The 19,063-nt window shown below is 56.8% G+C and carries 5 protein-coding genes and 9 pseudogenes; all 14 read left to right on the forward strand.

Annotated elements, in window-relative coordinates; translation table 11 throughout:
* Positions 1-126: 126 nt before the first annotated feature.
* Positions 127-972 carry a hypothetical protein gene (locus IPK32_19615; GenBank protein MBK8094113.1) on the forward strand — a complete coding sequence of 282 codons (846 nt, stop codon included), beginning with the start codon at positions 127-129 and terminating at the stop codon, positions 970-972.
* Entirely contained in the window at positions 969-7,181 is a 6,213-nt protein-coding gene (locus IPK32_19620; protein ID MBK8094114.1) for a putative Ig domain-containing protein, read from the forward strand. The genes IPK32_19615 and IPK32_19620 overlap by 4 nt, the downstream gene beginning before the upstream one ends.
* Positions 7,168-8,952, forward strand: a complete 1,785-nt coding sequence (locus tag IPK32_19625; protein ID MBK8094115.1) for a putative Ig domain-containing protein — start codon at positions 7,168-7,170, stop codon at positions 8,950-8,952. The genes IPK32_19620 and IPK32_19625 overlap by 14 nt, the downstream gene beginning before the upstream one ends.
* A 532-nt stretch (positions 8,953-9,484) precedes the next feature.
* Positions 9,485-11,098, forward strand: a complete 1,614-nt coding sequence (locus IPK32_19630) for a putative Ig domain-containing protein (GenBank protein MBK8094116.1) — start codon at positions 9,485-9,487, stop codon at positions 11,096-11,098.
* A pseudogene (locus IPK32_19635) lies at positions 11,098-11,313 on the forward strand (putative Ig domain-containing protein). Before IPK32_19630 ends, IPK32_19635 begins: the two are co-directional and overlap by 1 nt.
* A 72-nt stretch (positions 11,314-11,385) precedes the next feature.
* Positions 11,386-12,420 (forward strand): annotated as a pseudogene (locus tag IPK32_19640) (putative Ig domain-containing protein).
* Between the two features lie 318 nt (positions 12,421-12,738).
* Positions 12,739-12,954 (forward strand): annotated as a pseudogene (locus IPK32_19645) (putative Ig domain-containing protein).
* 321 nt (positions 12,955-13,275) lie between these two features.
* Positions 13,276-13,491 (forward strand): annotated as a pseudogene (locus tag IPK32_19650) (putative Ig domain-containing protein).
* A 324-nt stretch (positions 13,492-13,815) separates the two neighbouring features.
* Positions 13,816-14,031 (forward strand): annotated as a pseudogene (locus IPK32_19655) (putative Ig domain-containing protein).
* 321 nt (positions 14,032-14,352) lie between these two features.
* A pseudogene (locus IPK32_19660) lies at positions 14,353-14,568 on the forward strand (putative Ig domain-containing protein).
* 324 nt (positions 14,569-14,892) lie between these two features.
* Positions 14,893-15,108, forward strand: a pseudogene (locus tag IPK32_19665) (putative Ig domain-containing protein).
* 324 nt (positions 15,109-15,432) lie between these two features.
* Positions 15,433-15,648: pseudogene (locus IPK32_19670) on the forward strand (putative Ig domain-containing protein).
* Positions 15,649-15,720: 72 nt separating this feature from the next.
* Positions 15,721-16,752, forward strand: a pseudogene (locus IPK32_19675) (putative Ig domain-containing protein).
* Between the two features lie 240 nt (positions 16,753-16,992).
* Complete coding sequence (locus IPK32_19680) at positions 16,993-19,041, forward strand: hypothetical protein (protein MBK8094117.1); 2,049 nt, start codon at positions 16,993-16,995, stop codon at positions 19,039-19,041.
* Positions 19,042-19,063: the final 22 nt, after the last annotated feature.

Consider the following 19,063-nt stretch of genomic DNA (forward strand, 5'->3'; position numbering starts at 1 on the left):
AATATTCATGCTAAAAACTGACAAAAAGCCCAGCTCGCCCTCCCTTGGTGGCCTGCCTTTATGTTTTTACACCTTCACTAATGACAAATTGAAGACAATTCGCTGACACGTCGATTTTCACTGAAAATGGACTTAAATACAAAATTTATAAAAATGCCCAGCTCTGTTCGAGGAGCTACGGAAGGTGCTGAATCAGCCACCTGGCCGGGCATTATGCGTGCAGGAGGTTTGTGGGAGGGATGCAGTGCCTGGCGTTGCCATGCCATGGCGGCGGTAATGGGAATTTTTTGTCTCTATGAGAGCGGGGCGTCAGCCAGTACGATTTATTGGTGCTCGATAACCAATGACACACTGCTGGACAGTTATGCGAACCCATTGGATGCCGGATTCACCTTTGAGCTGGGGGCTTTTGACCCTGCCTTTGTTCCGACAGCGGAGAACATGAGTTCGTGGCAAGCGAACTGGAAGGTGTTTGACCGCGCATACACTGGTCGCGGCTGGAATGTCGCCGACCAGTTTTTGGAAGGCATAGTGAATCATCAGTCGAATTCGACATCGTCCTATTCGGGATCGAACCCCACACACTTTTTCCCAGAGGGGACGCAGGCCTATCTGTGGGTGTTTAATACGATGACGCTGGATTCCAATACAGAGTGGGCGCTACTGACGGACACAGATACGGCATCAAACATCCTCAACGATTGGATTTTCCCTGACCCATCGCTCCAGACGGAAGATGACCTATTCGACTGGCAGACACGCGATCTGGACACAGTGATTTTTGGGGCTGTGAACGGCGTCCAGGGAGCGGGAATCGCGCATGTGCTGCCGGGTGGAGCCTTTACGATCCAGACACATCAAGTGCCTGAGCCATCAGGGCTAGTGCTGGTGGTGGTGGGATTCCTAGCAATGAGGCGCGGGCGTACAGAACAAAGGCAACTGAAACCAAAAAATCTGAATCGCACTTTGTGAACGCACTAAAACCAAAGCATCTACAAACGACGAGGGTAGCTTCAGAGCTTTCCAAAAGTCGCCGTTTGTACTGGGTCGTGCAGAGTTGCCTATTGATGCTGGCGACGAGCCTTTTTGCACAAGCCACACGAGATTACGGTGACTACAACGGATTCGGTGAGGCAAGTAATCCGGTCAATAGCATCCTTTGGATCGGTGGATCCTCGGCAGGCCCCGTAGCAGATGCAGAGGCGGCAAATCCAGCCAATGGGACTGCAACCGGAGATGATGCGGTAGGTGATGATGAAACCATCGTCGGCCCGGCCTTTGATGCGGGAAGTCCGCGCGATGTCTCGATTTACATCGGCGGCACGGCAAGCTCTTGGCTGAATGCAAGAACTCGCGGCTATATGTGGGTCGATTGGAATGGTAATGGAACCATCGAAACGACGAACAATGAGCGGTCTGCATTGATCTCCGTAACTTCCACCGGGCAGAGGTTCGTTTCGATGCCGAGCTCTGCCTCTGCTACACCAGGCACCTACTACATGCGTATCCGAGTGCAGGAAGATATTGCGCCCACTCTCACAAATACCACAGCGCTTACGAACCGAGGCGAAGTGGAGGATATCCCGGTGACGGTCAATTGCCCGACCTTGACGATATCCCCAACGACACTGCCAAACGCAGTTTCTAAAGAAACATATAGGGCATCCCTTTCTGTGTCTGGAGCGGGATACGCACAAACAATGTACTGGGAAGTAATCGCCGGGGTATTGCCTGATGGGTTAAGCTTAGACCCAAGTTCGGGCGAAATATACGGCGACGTCGCAGTGGATACTGGGACCTTTCCATTTACCGTAGGTGCGACTGACCAATACGGTTGTAACCAACGGGCAGATTTAAGTATCACGATCGGAGCGACTTCTTTGTTATCCATCGGGAGCATGGTTTTCCACGATGAAAACAACGATGGACGCCGTGACGTGAATGAAATCGGTATTCCGGGCGTGACTCTCGAACTGTGGGATATCGGACCAGATGGCAAGGTATTCACGGGCGATGATGTGGCGGTGACATCTGGGAGTGCGAGCGATATCGATACGGCGTCCGGCTCCCGAGTTGCAGGGGCAAATGGGTTCATAAAATCTGGTTTCTCGACCCTGACAGCTACCACGGACTGGTACGGGCAGTACCAATTCACAGAAATCAATCCAGGCACATATTATCTAAAAGTCATTGGCAAGGATCGAGATGCATTTGCAAGCAACTTTGCAGGTAGTAGTTACAGTTTAAACTTAGATTACCCGTTAGCCAGCAGTGTCTGGTATAGTGATGACGACGGTGTTGATGATGATAATAATGGTGCTCAAACATCGAGTGGTTTCGCGGGAGCTTTTGATATGGTGGCAGGTGTAAGGGGAGACGCCATTTATACCATGCCATTCACGTTGCTCGCAGGCACAGAGCCTGGGCCGAGTGGAGGAGCAGATGATGAATACTCTATCGATATCGGACTCCGTCCATGCCCGGTGATCACCTTTCCTGGAATCACGGTGCCATCTGCCACATCGGGGGTAGCCTACAGCTATACGTTTACAGCGTCCGGTGGGGTAGCAGCCTACACCTACTCGCTTATCTCGGGGGCATTCCCCGCAGGCCTGACTCTGAGTGGGGATACGCTTTCTGGCACCACCTCGTCACTCGGTACTTATACATTTACGATCAAAGCGACGGATGCATTGGGTTGCGAGGGGATCGCGACAATGACGATGTCCGTGTGTGCATCAGCGATCACGATCACGAGTGGTAGTCCCCTTCCGCCGGGGACGCAGGGGGTGATTTATTCCACCACACTCAATGCATCAGGCGGAACCGCTCCCTACAACAACTGGAGAGTCTATTCAGGTCTGTTGCCCAGCGGATTGACGATCAATGCGTCCACGGGGGTGATTAGTGGTACGCCTTCGGTGAATGGAACTTTTAATTTCGGTATCGCCGTCGATGATACTGGTTCCTTGGGGAGTGCGGTTGCACTGAACAATGCTTCCTTTGAAAGTCAGGCTTGGAATGGCATCCCATTTGTTCCGCAGTCGTCCGTCACTGGATGGACATTCGGTAACCCAACGCTGGCAGGTACGAGCACCAATTCACAATTCTTCGGAATCCATAACAACGTGACTCAGTATGGGAACACGAGCCAAGGAGTGCAGTATGTTGCCTCACCATTTGTGCCGAGCTGGCTATCGCAGACAGTCACTGGATTCACCGTGGGCCGGCCATACAATCTGCGCTTTCGTTATGCGTTGAGAGATGCGTTCTCTGACCCTCCACCACCCAGTCCGCCACCGCCCTTTACGGGAGACCCTGTCAGTGTCGCGGGCTATAACTCTTCTGGACTGGCCCCAGTGTTTAGTACGATCCGGTACACGACACCGCCGCCAGTTGCGCAGAATTTTGATACCTGGACCACTCTGGACGTGCCTTTTGTACCTGCGCAGTCAGGTATGGTATTCTCATTCGACATGGAGGGTGGTGCTGTCGATGCGATCGAAATCACGCCAGCCGGTTCTCCGGCCTGCACAGGGATGAAGTTTTTCACCCTGACGATCGCCCCACCAGCTTCCACCACTGATTTTGGCGATGTGACTGGGACGGGATTTACACCGATACCGAGCACCAATATCCTCGCTAACCTACAACTAGGAACGGTGGCCCCAGATTCAGAAGCATCCCAGGCCGGTAACGCCACTGCAAATTTGGATGACAATACTGGGGACGACGAAGACGGCATCGTCACAGTCAATCTCGTTCAGTCCATAGCCGGCTCTGTGACACTCAGTGTGCTAAACAACACTGGCAGCGCGAAGTACCTGTATGGGTGGGTAGATTTAAATGGAAACGGGGCGCTCGACGCCGGAGAAGCCGCCACCAACAACGGCCTTTCCGTCTCCACCTCGGCCTCGCAGCAAAACATCAATCTGAATTTCCCTGCACCAACCGCCAACGGAAGTATCAAATCCCGTTTTCGTATCTCCTCCAGCAATGCCGCCACCGCGCTGAGCTCGGGGGATCAGGGAGAGATCGAGGACCATTTAGTTACCATCGCTATAGCACCGCCCTCGTTGGACTTTGGCGATGTGACGGGGACCAACTTCGAGCCAATACCGAGCACAACGATTACCACAAACCTAAGGCTAGGTACTGTCGGCCCTGATGGTGAAAGCTCCCAAGTTGGCAATGCAACAGCAAATTTGGATGATACCACTGGAACGGATGATGAAGATGGCTTTGTGAGCACCACTCTCGTTCAAGGGGCAGCGGGGATTGTGACCATTAGCGTTTTGAACAATACTGGGGCTACCTGTTATGTATATGGCTGGCTGGATCTCAATGGGAACGGCAATCTCGGTGCAGCGGAGTTTTCGTCTAATAATCCTGTTCCGGTATCGAGCATGGCTGGACAGCAAAATATAGCGCTGAGTTTCTCTGCACCGTCAGCAAGCGGGGCTCTGAAGGCCCGATTCCGTATTTCGACGGTGAATACAGCCACGGCGTTGAGCACAGGAGATGGCGGCGAGATCGAGGACCATCTGGTGACAGTGTCTGGGACATCCACAGACTTCGGAGACCATTACTACAATGCATCGAGCAGTGCGTCACAGTTGGTAAGTGCGGATATTCGCATGGGCGCGAACCTTGTGGATGTAGAATCAAGCGATCCTTCGAATGCCAATGCCAACATGGACGATTTGACTGGTACTGATGATGAAAAAGCGACTTTGCCAACCTTTCCAGTGGGTAGTGCCACATCGGTGCCGATCACTGTCACAGTTAATCCTGCCGGGCTGAGCGGTGGAACTGCGCGTATCGCGGCTTGGGCTGATTGGAATGGAGATGGTGATGTTCTAGATGCCAATGAGGCAATCACTCCGCAGACTGTGAATGCTACAGGAGTCTATACCTTTTCGATGACGCCTCCCGTGGGCACTTCGCTTGGTACAAAGTATATGCGCCTACGAATTACAGAAGGAACTACGGCTCCCTTATTCAATGGAAGCCAGTCATTGAAAGGAGAAGTCGAGGATCATGCCATTCAGGTCACTCCTTGCGCTGACTTTCTCAATTTGGCATGGGATGCCTCCAATCCAAATGACCTCGCAGCTAATCCCGCAGTGACTAATATCCAGCCTTGGACTAATAATTCGGAGATCACCGCTGGAGGCTACATGCCCAATGCAGATTTCAGCAGTGGTAGCGCTCAACTGAATGTGCCCTTTGGACAAACTGGCTTCCGCTGGGGGGTGAAAGGTGACTTCACACTCACCGGAACATCCCAGTATGAGGTTTCGCGCATGAGTTTAGATTACCGTGTGTTGGGACATCAAACAGAGGCAAAACTTCGTCTTAGAATCGGCTCTTGGACATTAAATGTGCCGCTTCCATCAACCAAAACTGGGACGGGGCAAGTGCTTCCATCTCCTATAGTGGACGGAGAGCTCGGGACGGGATCTGTGAGCCTCGATTTTGCTACTGATACACTGAGGGTCACTCGGGCAGGCTACGCGGACTACACGGCAACAATGACGCAGAATCTTTTCATCATGCCCGGCACCAATACCGTGAGATTGCTTGGAGACATCTGGGAGTTGAATGGCTTCTTTTATCCTGATGCTGGCAGCAATGGAGTTGGTAACCCGGACTCGTATTACTCGATCGATAATTTCCAAATGTGTGCAGCTCCTCTGAGTTTAGCTAGTGATTTTGGCGATCATACCGGCTTTGCATCAGCGAGCCAGCTGGCCACGCCTGATCTTTTCATGGGGTCAACTTTTACGGACGCAGAGGCATCTAACCCTACCACTGGGTCGGCTAATACGGACGATACCACAGGAGCAGATGATGACGACGTGAGCATGCCAACCTTCACGGTTGGCAGTGCGACGAACCTAGTCATCCCAGTAGTGCTGCCAAGTGCAGCCGTGTTGAGCAATTCTACGGCCCGCATTAATGTATTCGCAGATTGGAATGGTGATGGCGATGTAGCTGATCCTGGCGAGACTCAAACAGCCCAGCCTGTCACTGCCACAGGCAGCATCACTTTCAGCCTGACTCCACCTGCTGGCACAAGCGCTGGCACCAAATACCTGAGAATTCGAGTTACGGAAGGTAGCACTGCTCCAGCCTTCAGCGGAACGTCCACTCTCAAAGGCGAAGTCGAAGACTATGCAGTTACCGTTAACGCGGGGGCATCAACCTTAGATTTCGGAGACGTGACGGGGACGGGCTTTACGCCGATACCCAGCACAACGATCACGGCAAATTTACGCCTAGGTAGTGTGGCACCCGATGGAGAAGCCTCACAGTCTGGAGACGCTACCGCTAACCTTGACGATACCACCGGCACAGATGACGAAGATGGTGTTCTGAGCACTACTTTGGTTCAAGGTAGCAGCGGTAACGTGGTACTCCGAGTGCTGAATAACACGGGTGTTAATCGCTTCCTCTATGGCTGGGTCGATCTGAACGGGAACGGTAACCTCGACGCGGGCGAGGCTGCTCAGACCAATCCTGTTACTGTAGCATCCAGTGCGGCGGAGCAGGACATCAGTCTCTCTTTTGGCACGGCAACAGCCTTTGGCCCTGTGAAGGCTAGATTCCGCGTCTCGACCATCAATTCTGCTACGGCAGTCAGCACCGGAGATGGTGGTGAAATCGAGGATCATCTCATTTCCATCGGTTGTGCGACTCTCACAGTTTCGCCCGCCAGTCTGCCGAACGGTACTCAGTTTGACTTTTACAGCCAGACTCTATCGACCTCTGGTGGTTCTGGAACGTACTCATACTCGCTTCAATCTGGCGCATTGCCTTCAGGCCTGACTCTTTCAACTGCGGGGTTGCTCAGTGGTACGATCTCTAGTGCTAATGGAAGCTATCCCTTTGTTGTGCGTGTATCAGACACTTCTACGGGGTGCAGATTTGATAAGAACTACACACTCGTTGTGGGTGCCAGTGGCTTCAAGATTGGCAATTTAATTTTCTATGACCGCGATAAGGACGGCATCAGGGGGCCTAAAGACCCTGGAATTCCCAATATTGATATCGAGCTCTGGACACCTGGCCCTGATGGCTTTGTGAATACTCAGGACGATGTCCCTGTCAGCAGTGGTAAGGCCTCTACGCTCAATTCTGGTGGATTGATCATGGCGGGTAGTTTTGGGGGGGATTAAAAGTGGCTTTGGAACCTTAACTGCTACTACGGATTGGAATGGGGAATATGAGTTCACTGAAATCCCTTCCGGGGTTTACTACATCAAAGTAAATCCTGTCTCCAATAAGCTCTTCACGAGTCAGTTTGATATGGGTTCTGTGGTGTATAACATCAATGTCGATTATCCGATCGTGACCTGTGTGTCCAATCGTAACGATGATGGGGTGGATGATGATAACAACGGATTCCAAACCTCCTCGGGATTCAATGACACAAGTATCGTGACAGCTGGAGGTGTTGGTTCGCCGATTTTCTCTTATCCTTTCACATTATCATCTGGTGCAGAACCTGGTAACACAAACCAAGGCAATCAGGAATGCACAATTGATGTCGGTCTGCTCCCCTGTCCCATCATTTCAGTCTCTCAAACCACCTTGCCTTCTGCTACGAATGGCGTCGCTTACAACTATACGCTGACGGCTTCTGGAGGGCAGGATCCTTACACATTCTCAGTCGTATCTGGGACTCTGCCACCAGGCATCACGATGAGCACAACAGGTGTCTTTACGGGCACCAGCACCACCAATGGAAATTCCGTCTTCACAATCCGAGTTACGGATGCTCTTGGCTGTAACAACGAAACCACAATCCGACTGGCCGTCTGTCCACCCTTTAGCATTACCACAGCCAGCTCGCTGCCTACTGGAACGGAGCAGGCTGTCTATCCCACCACGACCCTTGCTGCCACTGGGGGAACACCACCTTATGGGAACTGGCGTGTTTATACCGGTGCACTCCCTTCAGGTCTGACTATATCCCCTGCGGGCGTCATTACTGGTACCCCTACTACTTCTGGCACATATACTTTCCAGGTAGCCGTGGACGATTCCGGTGTCACAGGATCCGCAGTCACCGTGGCTAATCCTTCCTTTGAAACGCAAAATTGGAACGGCATCCCCTTTGCACCTCAAACATCGGTGACAGGATGGACCTATGGCAATCCTACGCTGGCTGGTACCGGAAGTGCCGCGCAGATTTACGGTATTCATAACAACATCGTTCAGTACGGCAATACGACTATTGGTAGCCAGTTTGTCGCTTCACCTTTCGTGCCGAGCTGGATGCATCAGAGCGTGAGCGGTTTTACTACAGGGGCCGGCTATAAGGTGCGGTTCAAATATGCCTTGCGGGACGCCTTTCCCGATCCGCCGCCACCCGATCCGCCGCCGCCATTTACGGGCGATCCGGTCAGCATCGCTATCTATCGTGGCAGTAACAATAACCATGTTTTTAACTCCATCCGATACACTACACCACCACCGGTAGCGCAAAACTTCGATACCTGGACTCAGCTGGAGTTCAGTTTCATACCGCCAGAAGGTTCACTGAAGTTCGCCTTTGATATGGAAGGGGGTGCGATTGACGATGTTCAGATCATACCTGATCCGGTTCCCTCTTGTACAGCAATTAAAACCTTCACAATCACGATTAACTCCAACAGTGACTGGGGTGATCTTCCTGATTTCGGGGGGGCTCTGGTACTAGTCCAGGGAACTATCAAACACTCGCCTCAGACTCCGGGCCTCGTCACTACATCAATGCCAACCTACGCCTTGGTTCATCCGTGGATGCAGAAAGCGATGGTCAGCCAAACTCGACAGCTACAGGAGATGGGGCAGATGAAAATGGCATTATCTCCATGCCTGTTTTTGCCCGCGGCCAGCCATTCAGCATCACTGTTTCTGTTTACAACAACCTGGGCGTTGCGGCGAATCTATTCAGCTATTTAGACTGGAATGGGGACGGTGATTTTGCGGATGCTAGCGAGCAGCCTGCGGTGGTGGTCGTCAATTCATCAGCTTCCCTGCAAAATGTGATTGTCACGGGAACCGTTCCCGCTGGTGCCGTTCTTTCCTCCACAGGGGCTCGTTTCAGGTTATCCACAGCAGCTAGCTTAACAGAGACTGCACCAAATGGTGAGGTGGAAGATTACATGGTCACTTCGGTCTGTCCGACGATCACACTCGGTGCTCTCGGTACTGCTACGGTAGGTTCTCCTTATAGTGGCAGCACGGCCGCAAGTGGTGGCACGGGTCCCTATTCTTACTCAGTGACCAGCGGTTCGTTGCCCACATGGGCATCGCTTAATGCAGCCACGGGCGCACGATCCCGACGGGACTCACCATCAATGGTTCCGGTCAACTCTCCACCACTGCCGCGACACCCGCAGGCCTGCACAGCAGCTTCAACATCGTGGCGACGAGTGCGAGCTATCCAACTTGCTCGGGCTCACTGCCTGGATCGCTCCGTATTTGCCCAGTGATGACCGTCACACTGCCGAGCACCAGCGCCACGGTGGGCACGGTTTACAGCCAAAGCGTCACCCAGAGCGGAAGCGCGGCCACGCCGATCACCTACACGCTGAACAGCGGTTCGTTGCCAACCTGGGCGACACTGACCGCCGCAGGAGTGCTCAGTGGCACGCCAAACAACACCACCGCCGCCACATTCACCATCCGCGCTACCGATGCGAACGGCTGCTTCGGCATCTCACCGAGCTACACGATTACGCCAGCTTGCCCAACGATCACTGTCACTGCCGGATCAGCGTTCCAGCCCGTATTTGGCACCGCCAGCACACAAACCACAGGTGCGAGTGCCTCGGGCATCAGCGGCACCTTTACTTGGTCGCTTACCGGCACCATTCCGACAGGACTCACCATCAATAGCAGCACTGGACAACTCTCCACCACCGCCGCGACACCCGCAGGCCTGCACAATAGCTTCAACATCGTGGCGACGAGTGCGAGCTATCCAACTTGCTCGGGCTCACTGCCTGGATCGCTGCGCGTTTGCCCAGTGATGACCGTCACACTGCCGAGCACCAGCGCCACGGTGGGCACGGTTTACAGCCAAAGCGTCACCCAGAGCGGAAGCGCCGCCACACCGATCACTTACACGCTGAACAGCGGCGCATTGCCAACCTGGGCCACACTGACAGCGGCAGGAGTGCTCAGTGGCACACCCAACACCACCACCGCAGCCACGTTCACCATCCGCGCCACCGATGCCAATGGCTGCTTCGGCATCTCGCCGAGCTACACGATTACGCCAGCTTGCCCAACGATCACGGTCACGGCTGGATCGGCGTTCCAGCCCGTATTTGGCACCGCTAGCACGCAAACCACAGGTGCGAGTGCCTCGGGTATCAGTGGCACCTTCACTTGGTCACTCACTGGTACGATCCCGACGGGACTCACCATCAATGGTTCCGGTCAACTCTCCACCACTGCCGCGACACCCGCAGGCCTGCACAGCAGCTTCAACATCGTGGCGACGAGTGCGAGCTATCCAACTTGCTCGGGCTCACTGCCTGGATCGCTGCGCGTTTGCCCAGTGATGACCGTCACACTGCCGAACACCAGCGCCACGGTGGGCACGGTTTACAGCCAAAGCGTCACCCAGAGCGGAAGCGCCGCCACGCCGATCACTTACACGCTGAACAGCGGTTCATTACCAACATGGGCCACATTGACCGCCGCAGGAGTGCTCAGTGGCACGCCAAACAACACCACCGCAGCCACGTTCACCATCCGCGCCACCGATGCCAATGGCTGTTTCGGCATCTCGCCGAGTTACACCATCACACCCGCCTGCCCAACGATCACGGTCACGGCTGGATCGGCGTTCCAGCCCGTATTTGGCACCGCTAGCACGCAAACCACAGGTGCGAGTGCCTCGGGTATCAGTGGCACCTTCACTTGGTCACTCACTGGCATGATCCCGACGGGACTCACCATCAATGGTTCGGTCAACTCTCCACCACTGCCGCGACACCCGCAGGCCTGCACAGCAGCTTCAACATCGTGGCGACGAGTGCGAGCTATCCAACTTGCTCGGGCTCACTGCCTGGATCGCTGCGCGTTTGCCCAGTGATGACCGTCACACTGCCGAACACCAGCGCCACGGTGGGCACGGTTTACAGCCAAAGCGTCACCCAGAGCGGAAGCGCCGCCACGCCGATCACTTACACGCTGAACAGCGGTTCATTACCAACATGGGCCACATTGACCGCCGCAGGAGTGCTCAGTGGCACGCCAAACAACACCACCGCCGCCACATTCACCATCCGCGCCACCGATGCCAATGGCTGCTTCGGCATCTCGCCGAGCTACACCATCACACCCGCCTGTCCGACAATCACCATCACGGACGGCGTGGCCATGCAGAGCACCACTGGCACCGCTTACACGCAAGCGACAGGGTTCAGCGCCACCGTCAGCAATGGCATCGGCAAAACATGGAGCATCGACAGCCCACCCGCCGGCTTCAGCATCAACAGTACCGATGGCAAAATCAGTGTGACCTCGGCCGTAGCCGCTGGGCTCTACTCACTCACTGTGCGTGCGACGCTCGTCGCACCTTATACCACTTGTTCTCAGACCAAAGCTGTCTCGTTCCGCGTGTGTCCGATCATCACCATCACGCCGAGTGTGGCTAGCCCTGCTGCACCCGTCATCGGCACAAACACCACGATCACCTTCACCGCCAGCGGCGGAGTCGGGCCTTACACTTGGTCATTTACGGGCCCGGCACCCAGTGGCATGACCTACACCCCAGCGGCCACCAGCACGACCTCTACTCTGGGTGGAGCGGCCACGCAGACCACAGGCCGCACGATCACCCTCATTGCCACCGATGCCAATGGCTGCCCTAGTGCTTCCTTTGCTTACAGCATCGCTCCAGTGTGCCCGACGATCACGATCACTGATGGAGTCGCGATGCAGAGCACAACGGGGACAGCTTACACGCAGACGACAGGGTTCAGTGCCTCGGTGAGCAATGGAATAGGCGTCACATGGAGCCTGGTGACACCGCCAGCTGGATTCAGCATCAATAGTGCGGATGGGAAAGTGAGTGTGACCTCCGCAGTGGCTGCAGGACTCCATGCGCTGACGGTCCGTGCGACGATGGTTGCTCCTTACACCGCCTGTGTACAGAACAAGGCAGTCAACTTCCGTGTTTGCCCCGTCTTCACCTGGACTCCTGCATCGCTGCCGAACGCTACGGTGGGATCGAATTACAACCTGACGGCGGGAACGACCATTACGGCGACGAGTAACACATCCATTAGTCTATACAGCCTCAGTGGTGCTCCTGCGTGGCTTTCGATCAACAACAGCGGCCAGTTGAGCGGTACACCGACTGCTAGTGCTGCATCTGCCAGCTTCACCATCAATGCGACAGACGCCAATGGCTGCACGGGTAGCATTACTCGGTCGGTGACAGTTGTCTGCCCAACGATCACCGTGACTGCCGGATCAGCGTTCCAGCCCGTATTTGGCACCGCTAGCACGCAAACCACAGGTGCGAGTGCCTCGGGCATCAGTGGCACCTTCACTTGGTCACTCACTGGTACGATCCCGACGGGACTCACCATCAATGGTTCCGGTCAACTCGTCACCACCACCGCGACACCCGCAGGCCTGCACAGCAGCTTCAACATCGTGGCGACGAGTGCGAGCTATCCAACTTGCTCGGGCTCACTGCCTGGATCGCTGCGCGTTTGCCCAGTGATGACCGTCACACTGCCGAACACCAGCGCCACGGTGGGCACGGTTTACAGCCAAAGCGTCACCCAGAGCGGAAGCGCCGCCACGCCGATCACTTACACGTTGAACAGCGGCGCATTACCAACCTGGGCGACACTGACAGCGGCAGGAGTGCTCAGTGGCACGCCCAACAATACCACCGCAGCCACGTTCACCATCCGCGCTACCGATGCGAATGGCTGCTTCGGCATCTCGCCGAGCTACACGATTACGCCAGCTTGCCCAACGATCACGGTCACGGCTGGATCGGCGTTCCAGCCCGTATTTGGCACCGCTAGCACGCAAACCACAGGTGCGAGTGCCTCGGGTATCAGTGGCACCTTCACTTGGTCACTCACTGGTACGATCCCGACGGGACTCACCATCAATGGTTCCGGTCAACTCGTCACCACCGCCGCGACACCCGCAGGCCTGCACAATAGCTTCAACATCGTGGCTACCAGTGCGAGCTATCCGACCTGCTCGGGCTCATTGTCTGGATCGCTGCGTGTTTGCCCAGTGATGACCGTCACATTGCCGAGCACCAGCGCCACGGTGGGCACGGTTTACAGCCAAAGCGTCACCCAGAGCGGAAGCGCGGCCACGCCGATCACCTACACGCTGAACAGCGGTTCGTTGCCAACCTGGGCGACACTGACCGCCGCAGGAGTGCTCAGTGGCACACCCAACAATACCACCGCAGCCACGTTCACCATCCGCGCCACCGATGCCAATGGCTGTTTCGGCATCTCGCCGAGTTACACCATCACACCCGCCTGTCCGACGATCACCGTGACAGCAGGCTCAGCCTTCCTGCCCGTGTTTGGCACTGCCAGCACGCAAACCACAGGTGCGAGTGCCTCGGGCATCAGTGGCACCTTCACTTGGACACTTACCGGCACCATTCCGACAGGACTCACCGTCAACAGTAGCACTGGACAACTCTCCACCACTGCCGCGACACCCGCAGGCCTGCACAGCAGCTTCAACATCGTGGCGACGAGTGCGAGCTATCCAACTTGCTCGGGCTCACTGCCTGGATCGCTGCGCGTTTGCCCAGTGATGACCGTCACACTGCCGAACACCAGCGCCACGGTGGGCACGGTTTACAGCCAAAGCGTCACCCAGAGCGGAAGCGCCGCCACGCCGATCACTTACACGCTGAACAGCGGTTCATTACCAACATGGGCCACATTGACCGCCGCAGGAGTGCTCAGTGGCACGCCAAACAACACCACCGCCGCCACATTCACCATCCGCGCTACCGATGCGAATGGCTGCTTCGGCATCTCGCCGAGCTACACGATTACGCCAGCTTGCCCAACGATCACGGTCACGGCTGGATCGGCGTTCCAGCCCGTATTTGGCACCGCTAGCACGCAAACCACAGGTGCGAGTGCCTCGGGCATCAGTGGCACCTTCACTTGGTCACTCACTGGTACGATCCCGACGGGACTCACCATCAATGGTTCCGGTCAACTCGTCACCACCGCCGCGACACCCGCAGGCCTGCACAATAGCTTCAACATCGTGGCTACCAGTGCGAGCTATCCGACCTGCTCGGGCTCATTGTCTGGATCGCTGCGCGTTTGCCCAGTGATGACCGTCACACTGCCGAGCACCAGCGCCACGGTGGGCACGGTTTACAGCCAAAGCGTCACCCAGAGCGGAAGCGCGGCCACGCCGATCACCTACACGCTGAACAGCGGTTCGTTGCCAACCTGGGCGACACTGACCGCCGCAGGAGTGCTCAGTGGCACACCCAACAATACCACCGCAGCCACGTTCACCATCCGCGCCACCGATGCCAATGGCTGTTTCGGCATCTCGCCGAGTTACACCATCACACCCGCCTGTCCGACGATCACCGTGACAGCAGGCTCAGCCTTCCTGCCCGTGTTTGGCACTGCCAGCACGCAAACCACAGGTGCGAGTGCCTCGGGCATCAGTGGCACCTTCACTTGGACACTTACCGGCACCATTCCGACAGGACTCACCGTCAACAGTAGCACTGGACAACTCTCCACCACTGCCGCGACACCCGCAGGCCTGCACAACAGCTTCAACATCGTGGCGACGAGTGCGAGCTATCCAACTTGCTCGGGCTCACTGCCTGGATCGCTCCGTGTTTGCCCAGTGATGACCGTCACATTGCCGAGCACCAGCGCCACGGTGGGCACGGTTTACAGCCAAAGCGTCACCCAGAGCGGAAGCGCGGCCACGCCGATCACTTACACGCTGAACAGCGGTTCATTACCAACATGGGCCACATTGACCGCCGCAGGAGTGCTCAGTGGCACGCCAAACAACACCACCGCCGCCACATTCACCATCCGCGCTACCGATGCGAACGGCTGCTTCGGCATCTCACCGAGCTACACGATTACGCCAGCTTGCCCAACGATCACTGTCACTGCCGGATCGGCGTTCCAGCCCGTATTTGGCACCGCCAGCACACAAACCACAGGTGCGAGTGCCTCGGGCATCAGCGGCACCTTTACTTGGTCGCTTACCGGCACCATTCCGACAGGACTCACCATCAATAGCAGCACTGGACAACTCTCCACCACCGCCGCGACACCCGCAGGCCTGCACAATAGCTTCAACATCGTGGCGACGAGTGCGAGCTATCCAACTTGCTCGGGCTCACTGCCTGGATCGCTGCGCGTTTGCCCAGTGATGACCGTCACACTGCCGAGCACCAGCGCCACGGTGGGCACGGTTTACAGCCAAAGCGTCACCCAGAGCGGAAGCGCCGCCACACCGATCACTTACACGCTGAACAGCGGCGCATTGCCAACCTGGGCCACACTGACAGCGGCAGGAGTGCTCAGTGGCACACCCAACACCACCACCGCAGCCACGTTCACCATCCGCGCCACCGATGCCAATGGCTGCTTCGGCATCTCGCCGAGCTACACCATCACACCCGCCTGTCCGACAATCACCATCACGGACGGCGTGGCCATGCAGAGCACCACTGGCACCGCTTACACGCAAGCGACAGGGTTCAGCGCCACCGTCAGCAATGGCATCGGCAAAACATGGAGCATCGACAGCCCACCCGCCGGCTTCAGCATCAACAGTACCGATGGCAAAGTCAGTGTGACCTCGGCCGTAGCCGCAGGAGTCTACTCACTCACTGTGCGTGCGACGCTCGTCGCACCTTATACCACTTGTTCTCAGACCAAAGCTGTCTCCTTCCGCGTTTGTCCGATCATTACCATCACGCCGAGTGTGGCTAGCCCTGCTGCACCCGTCATCGGCACGAACACCACCATCACCTTCACCGCCAGCGGCGGAGTCGGGCCTTACACTTGGTCTTTTACGGGCCCGGCACCCAGTGGCATGACCTTCACATCCGCTGTCACGAGCACGACGGCTACTCTGTCAGGAGCACCTACGCAGACCACAGGCCGCACGATCACCCTCATTGCCACCGATGCCAATGGCTGCCCTAGTGCTTCCTTTGCTTACAGCATCGCTCCAGTCTGCCCCACATTCGTCATCACCGACGGCGCAGCATTACAGAGCACTGCGGGCACCGCCTACACACAAACAACAGGCTTCAGTGCCACCACCAGCAATGGTGTCGGCGTGACTTGGTCTTTGCTGTCACCGCCTGCTGGGTTCAGCATCAACAGCGCCGATGGCAAGCTTAGTGTGACCAGCGCTGTGGCTCCAGGGCTCTACAGCCTCAGCGCACGGGCGAATTTAGTGGCTCCCTTTGCTGCCTGTGCCCATATCAAGATCGTCAGCTTCCGCGTCTGCCCCGTGCTCAATCTGCCGGCCAGCATGCCAGACGCCGTCGTCGGGGTGAATTACAGCACCATTGGCAGCACGAGTGCGGCTGTCACCAATGGCACCTCTCCATACACTTACTCACTCAGCGGCGCACCGGCATGGCTCAGTATCACCAGCACCGGACAGCTCCAGGGCACTCCTACCGCCATCGCCACCAGCGTCACCTTCACGGTCAATGTCACCGACAGTGGTGGCTGCCAGGGTAGCCAGCTCTACACCATCAATGTCCGTGGCCTCACCATCGGCGACACCATCTTTGAAGACAGCAACGACAATGGCACTCTCGATGCCGGCGAGCCTGGCATCGCAGGAGCCACCGTGCAGCTCTGGAGTCCCGGTGCGGACAATGCCATCGGCGGCAGCGCGGCCAATGCAGATACCCAGATAGGCTCAAACTTCGTCACCACATCGACGGGGGCTTACAGCTTCACAAACATCACCCCTGGCAACTACTTCATCAAAGTCACACAACCTGCCGACTACGCCGAAACCAGCGGCACACCCGCCACCACGGACAACAACGTCAATAACAACAACGACGGCAGTCAGCCCGGCGGCCCAGGTACACCCGTCTTCAGCCCCATCATCAATCTCGCCATCGGCGCAGAAACCAATGCCGCAGGCACAACCAATACCGACACGAACGCCACTCTCGACTTCGGCTTCTGGAACAGCGTCTCCGTCGGCAACGTCGTCTTCTTTGACTTCAATGGCGATGGCAACCTCGATGTGAATGAGGGCCTCGAAGGCGTCCTCGTCTTCATCTACACACAGGGTAGCACCGTCGGTGTCACCACACCTGCTGGCGTCGCCTTCACTGATAATAAAGGCCGCTATCTCATCACCGGGCTCAATCCGGGCAATTACTTCCTGCACATTCCATCCTCACAGTTCGCCGCCAGCATGCCGCTGGAGGGCTACGTCCCGATGAGCAGCATCGTCGCTGGAGATGATACCACGGGTCAGGACCTCCTCGCTGCCGCCACACCAGCCACCACGGGTGCCAGCACGGGCATCATCAGCCTGCGACCCACGCTTTGCCCCGCAGGCGTCAATGAAGCAGGCTTTGAGGCCAGCACCGATGACGCCACCGACACCCGCGTCGATCTCACTCGCGACCTCGGCTTCATCAATGGCAGCGGCACCGGCTTCGCGAATGCCATCAGCATCGCCAATACACTCGCGCTACCCGCTTTCGAGCCACAGACCACGCCTGCGGCTGAAATGCCTGAGGAAGTCGAATCGACATCTTCCACCACCGCCATCACCTTCGCTTCCTGGAGCGCTGAAAATCAAATCAGCGGCGCAGAGGCCGATGCGGACGCCGATAGTGCCTCGAACCTCCTCGAATACGCCCTCGGCACCGATCCACGCAGTAGTCTCATCACCACCCACTTCAGCTTGGAGCACAATACGACGACCGATGCTATCGACGCCATCGTCACTCGCCCTGTGGATGGACGTGAGGACATCCGCGTCACACTAGAGGCCGCCTCCATCCTTGATGATGCGGCTTGGAAGACTCTCGCGCTGCCTGCTGCTGCTCTCTTCAATCAAGACGGCACCGTCACACGCCGCTACGCCGCCATCGACGCAGATTCCACCACGGCACTCGGCTTCCTCCGCCTGCGTATCGACCTCGATGCGGATAAAGACGGCACACCAGAGTCCACCACGCACAGTGCTGCACAGGCTTGGACACGCCAGGCATTCACCCCAGGCACACGCACCTTCAGCATGCCGCTCCTCAACGCTGCGGCCTACATCGGCACCGCAGACATCACCGCAGATAGCGTCACACTCACTTCCGCACTCGGAGCCATCTCTGGCCCGCATTATCTCGAAGTCCTCAATGGCACCCACGCTGGCCTCCGCTTGGAAATCGGTCACGTCGATGCCACTCACGTCACCCTCCAGACCTCCGCGCCAGCCACGCTCACCAGTGCCCGCATCGCCATCCGTGCCCACCAGCATCTCACCTCACTGCTGCCAGCAGAGCGATTCACCGCAGCTAGCGATACCGTTCGCTTCCTCGATGCAGGAGCTTTTGCCACCATCCCGCTGACCGCATCTGGCTGGAGCATCGACCGCATCCTTCACCCACATGAGGCAGTCCTCGTCACCGTGCGTGGTGAGCAGCCCATCACCGTCGTCCTCACGGGTGAAGTGCGTGCCGCCACTGCCACACACAGCATCCCGCTCACTGCGGGCACACAGCTCATCGCCCCAGGCCTACCCATCGCAGCCCCAGTGCCCACGACCGGCCTGCTTAGCGGTCCTACCGCCGATTCAGCAGACCGCCTCCGCATCTGGAATGGCGACATCACCTCTGAGCTCGCGGGCTACAGCAGCTTCTTCCTCCAATCCTCCGAGACCGCTCCGCAGTGGACACCGCAGAGTGAGAACACCCTCGCAGCCCCGCTCATGAAGCCCTTCCACGGACTCTTCATCGTCCGTGACACCGCTCTGAACTGGAAACCGTAAGCCTTCCCGCTCTTGGTTTTAA

Source organism: Verrucomicrobiaceae bacterium (assembly GCA_016713035.1).
Lineage (GTDB): Bacteria > Verrucomicrobiota > Verrucomicrobiia > Verrucomicrobiales > Verrucomicrobiaceae > Prosthecobacter.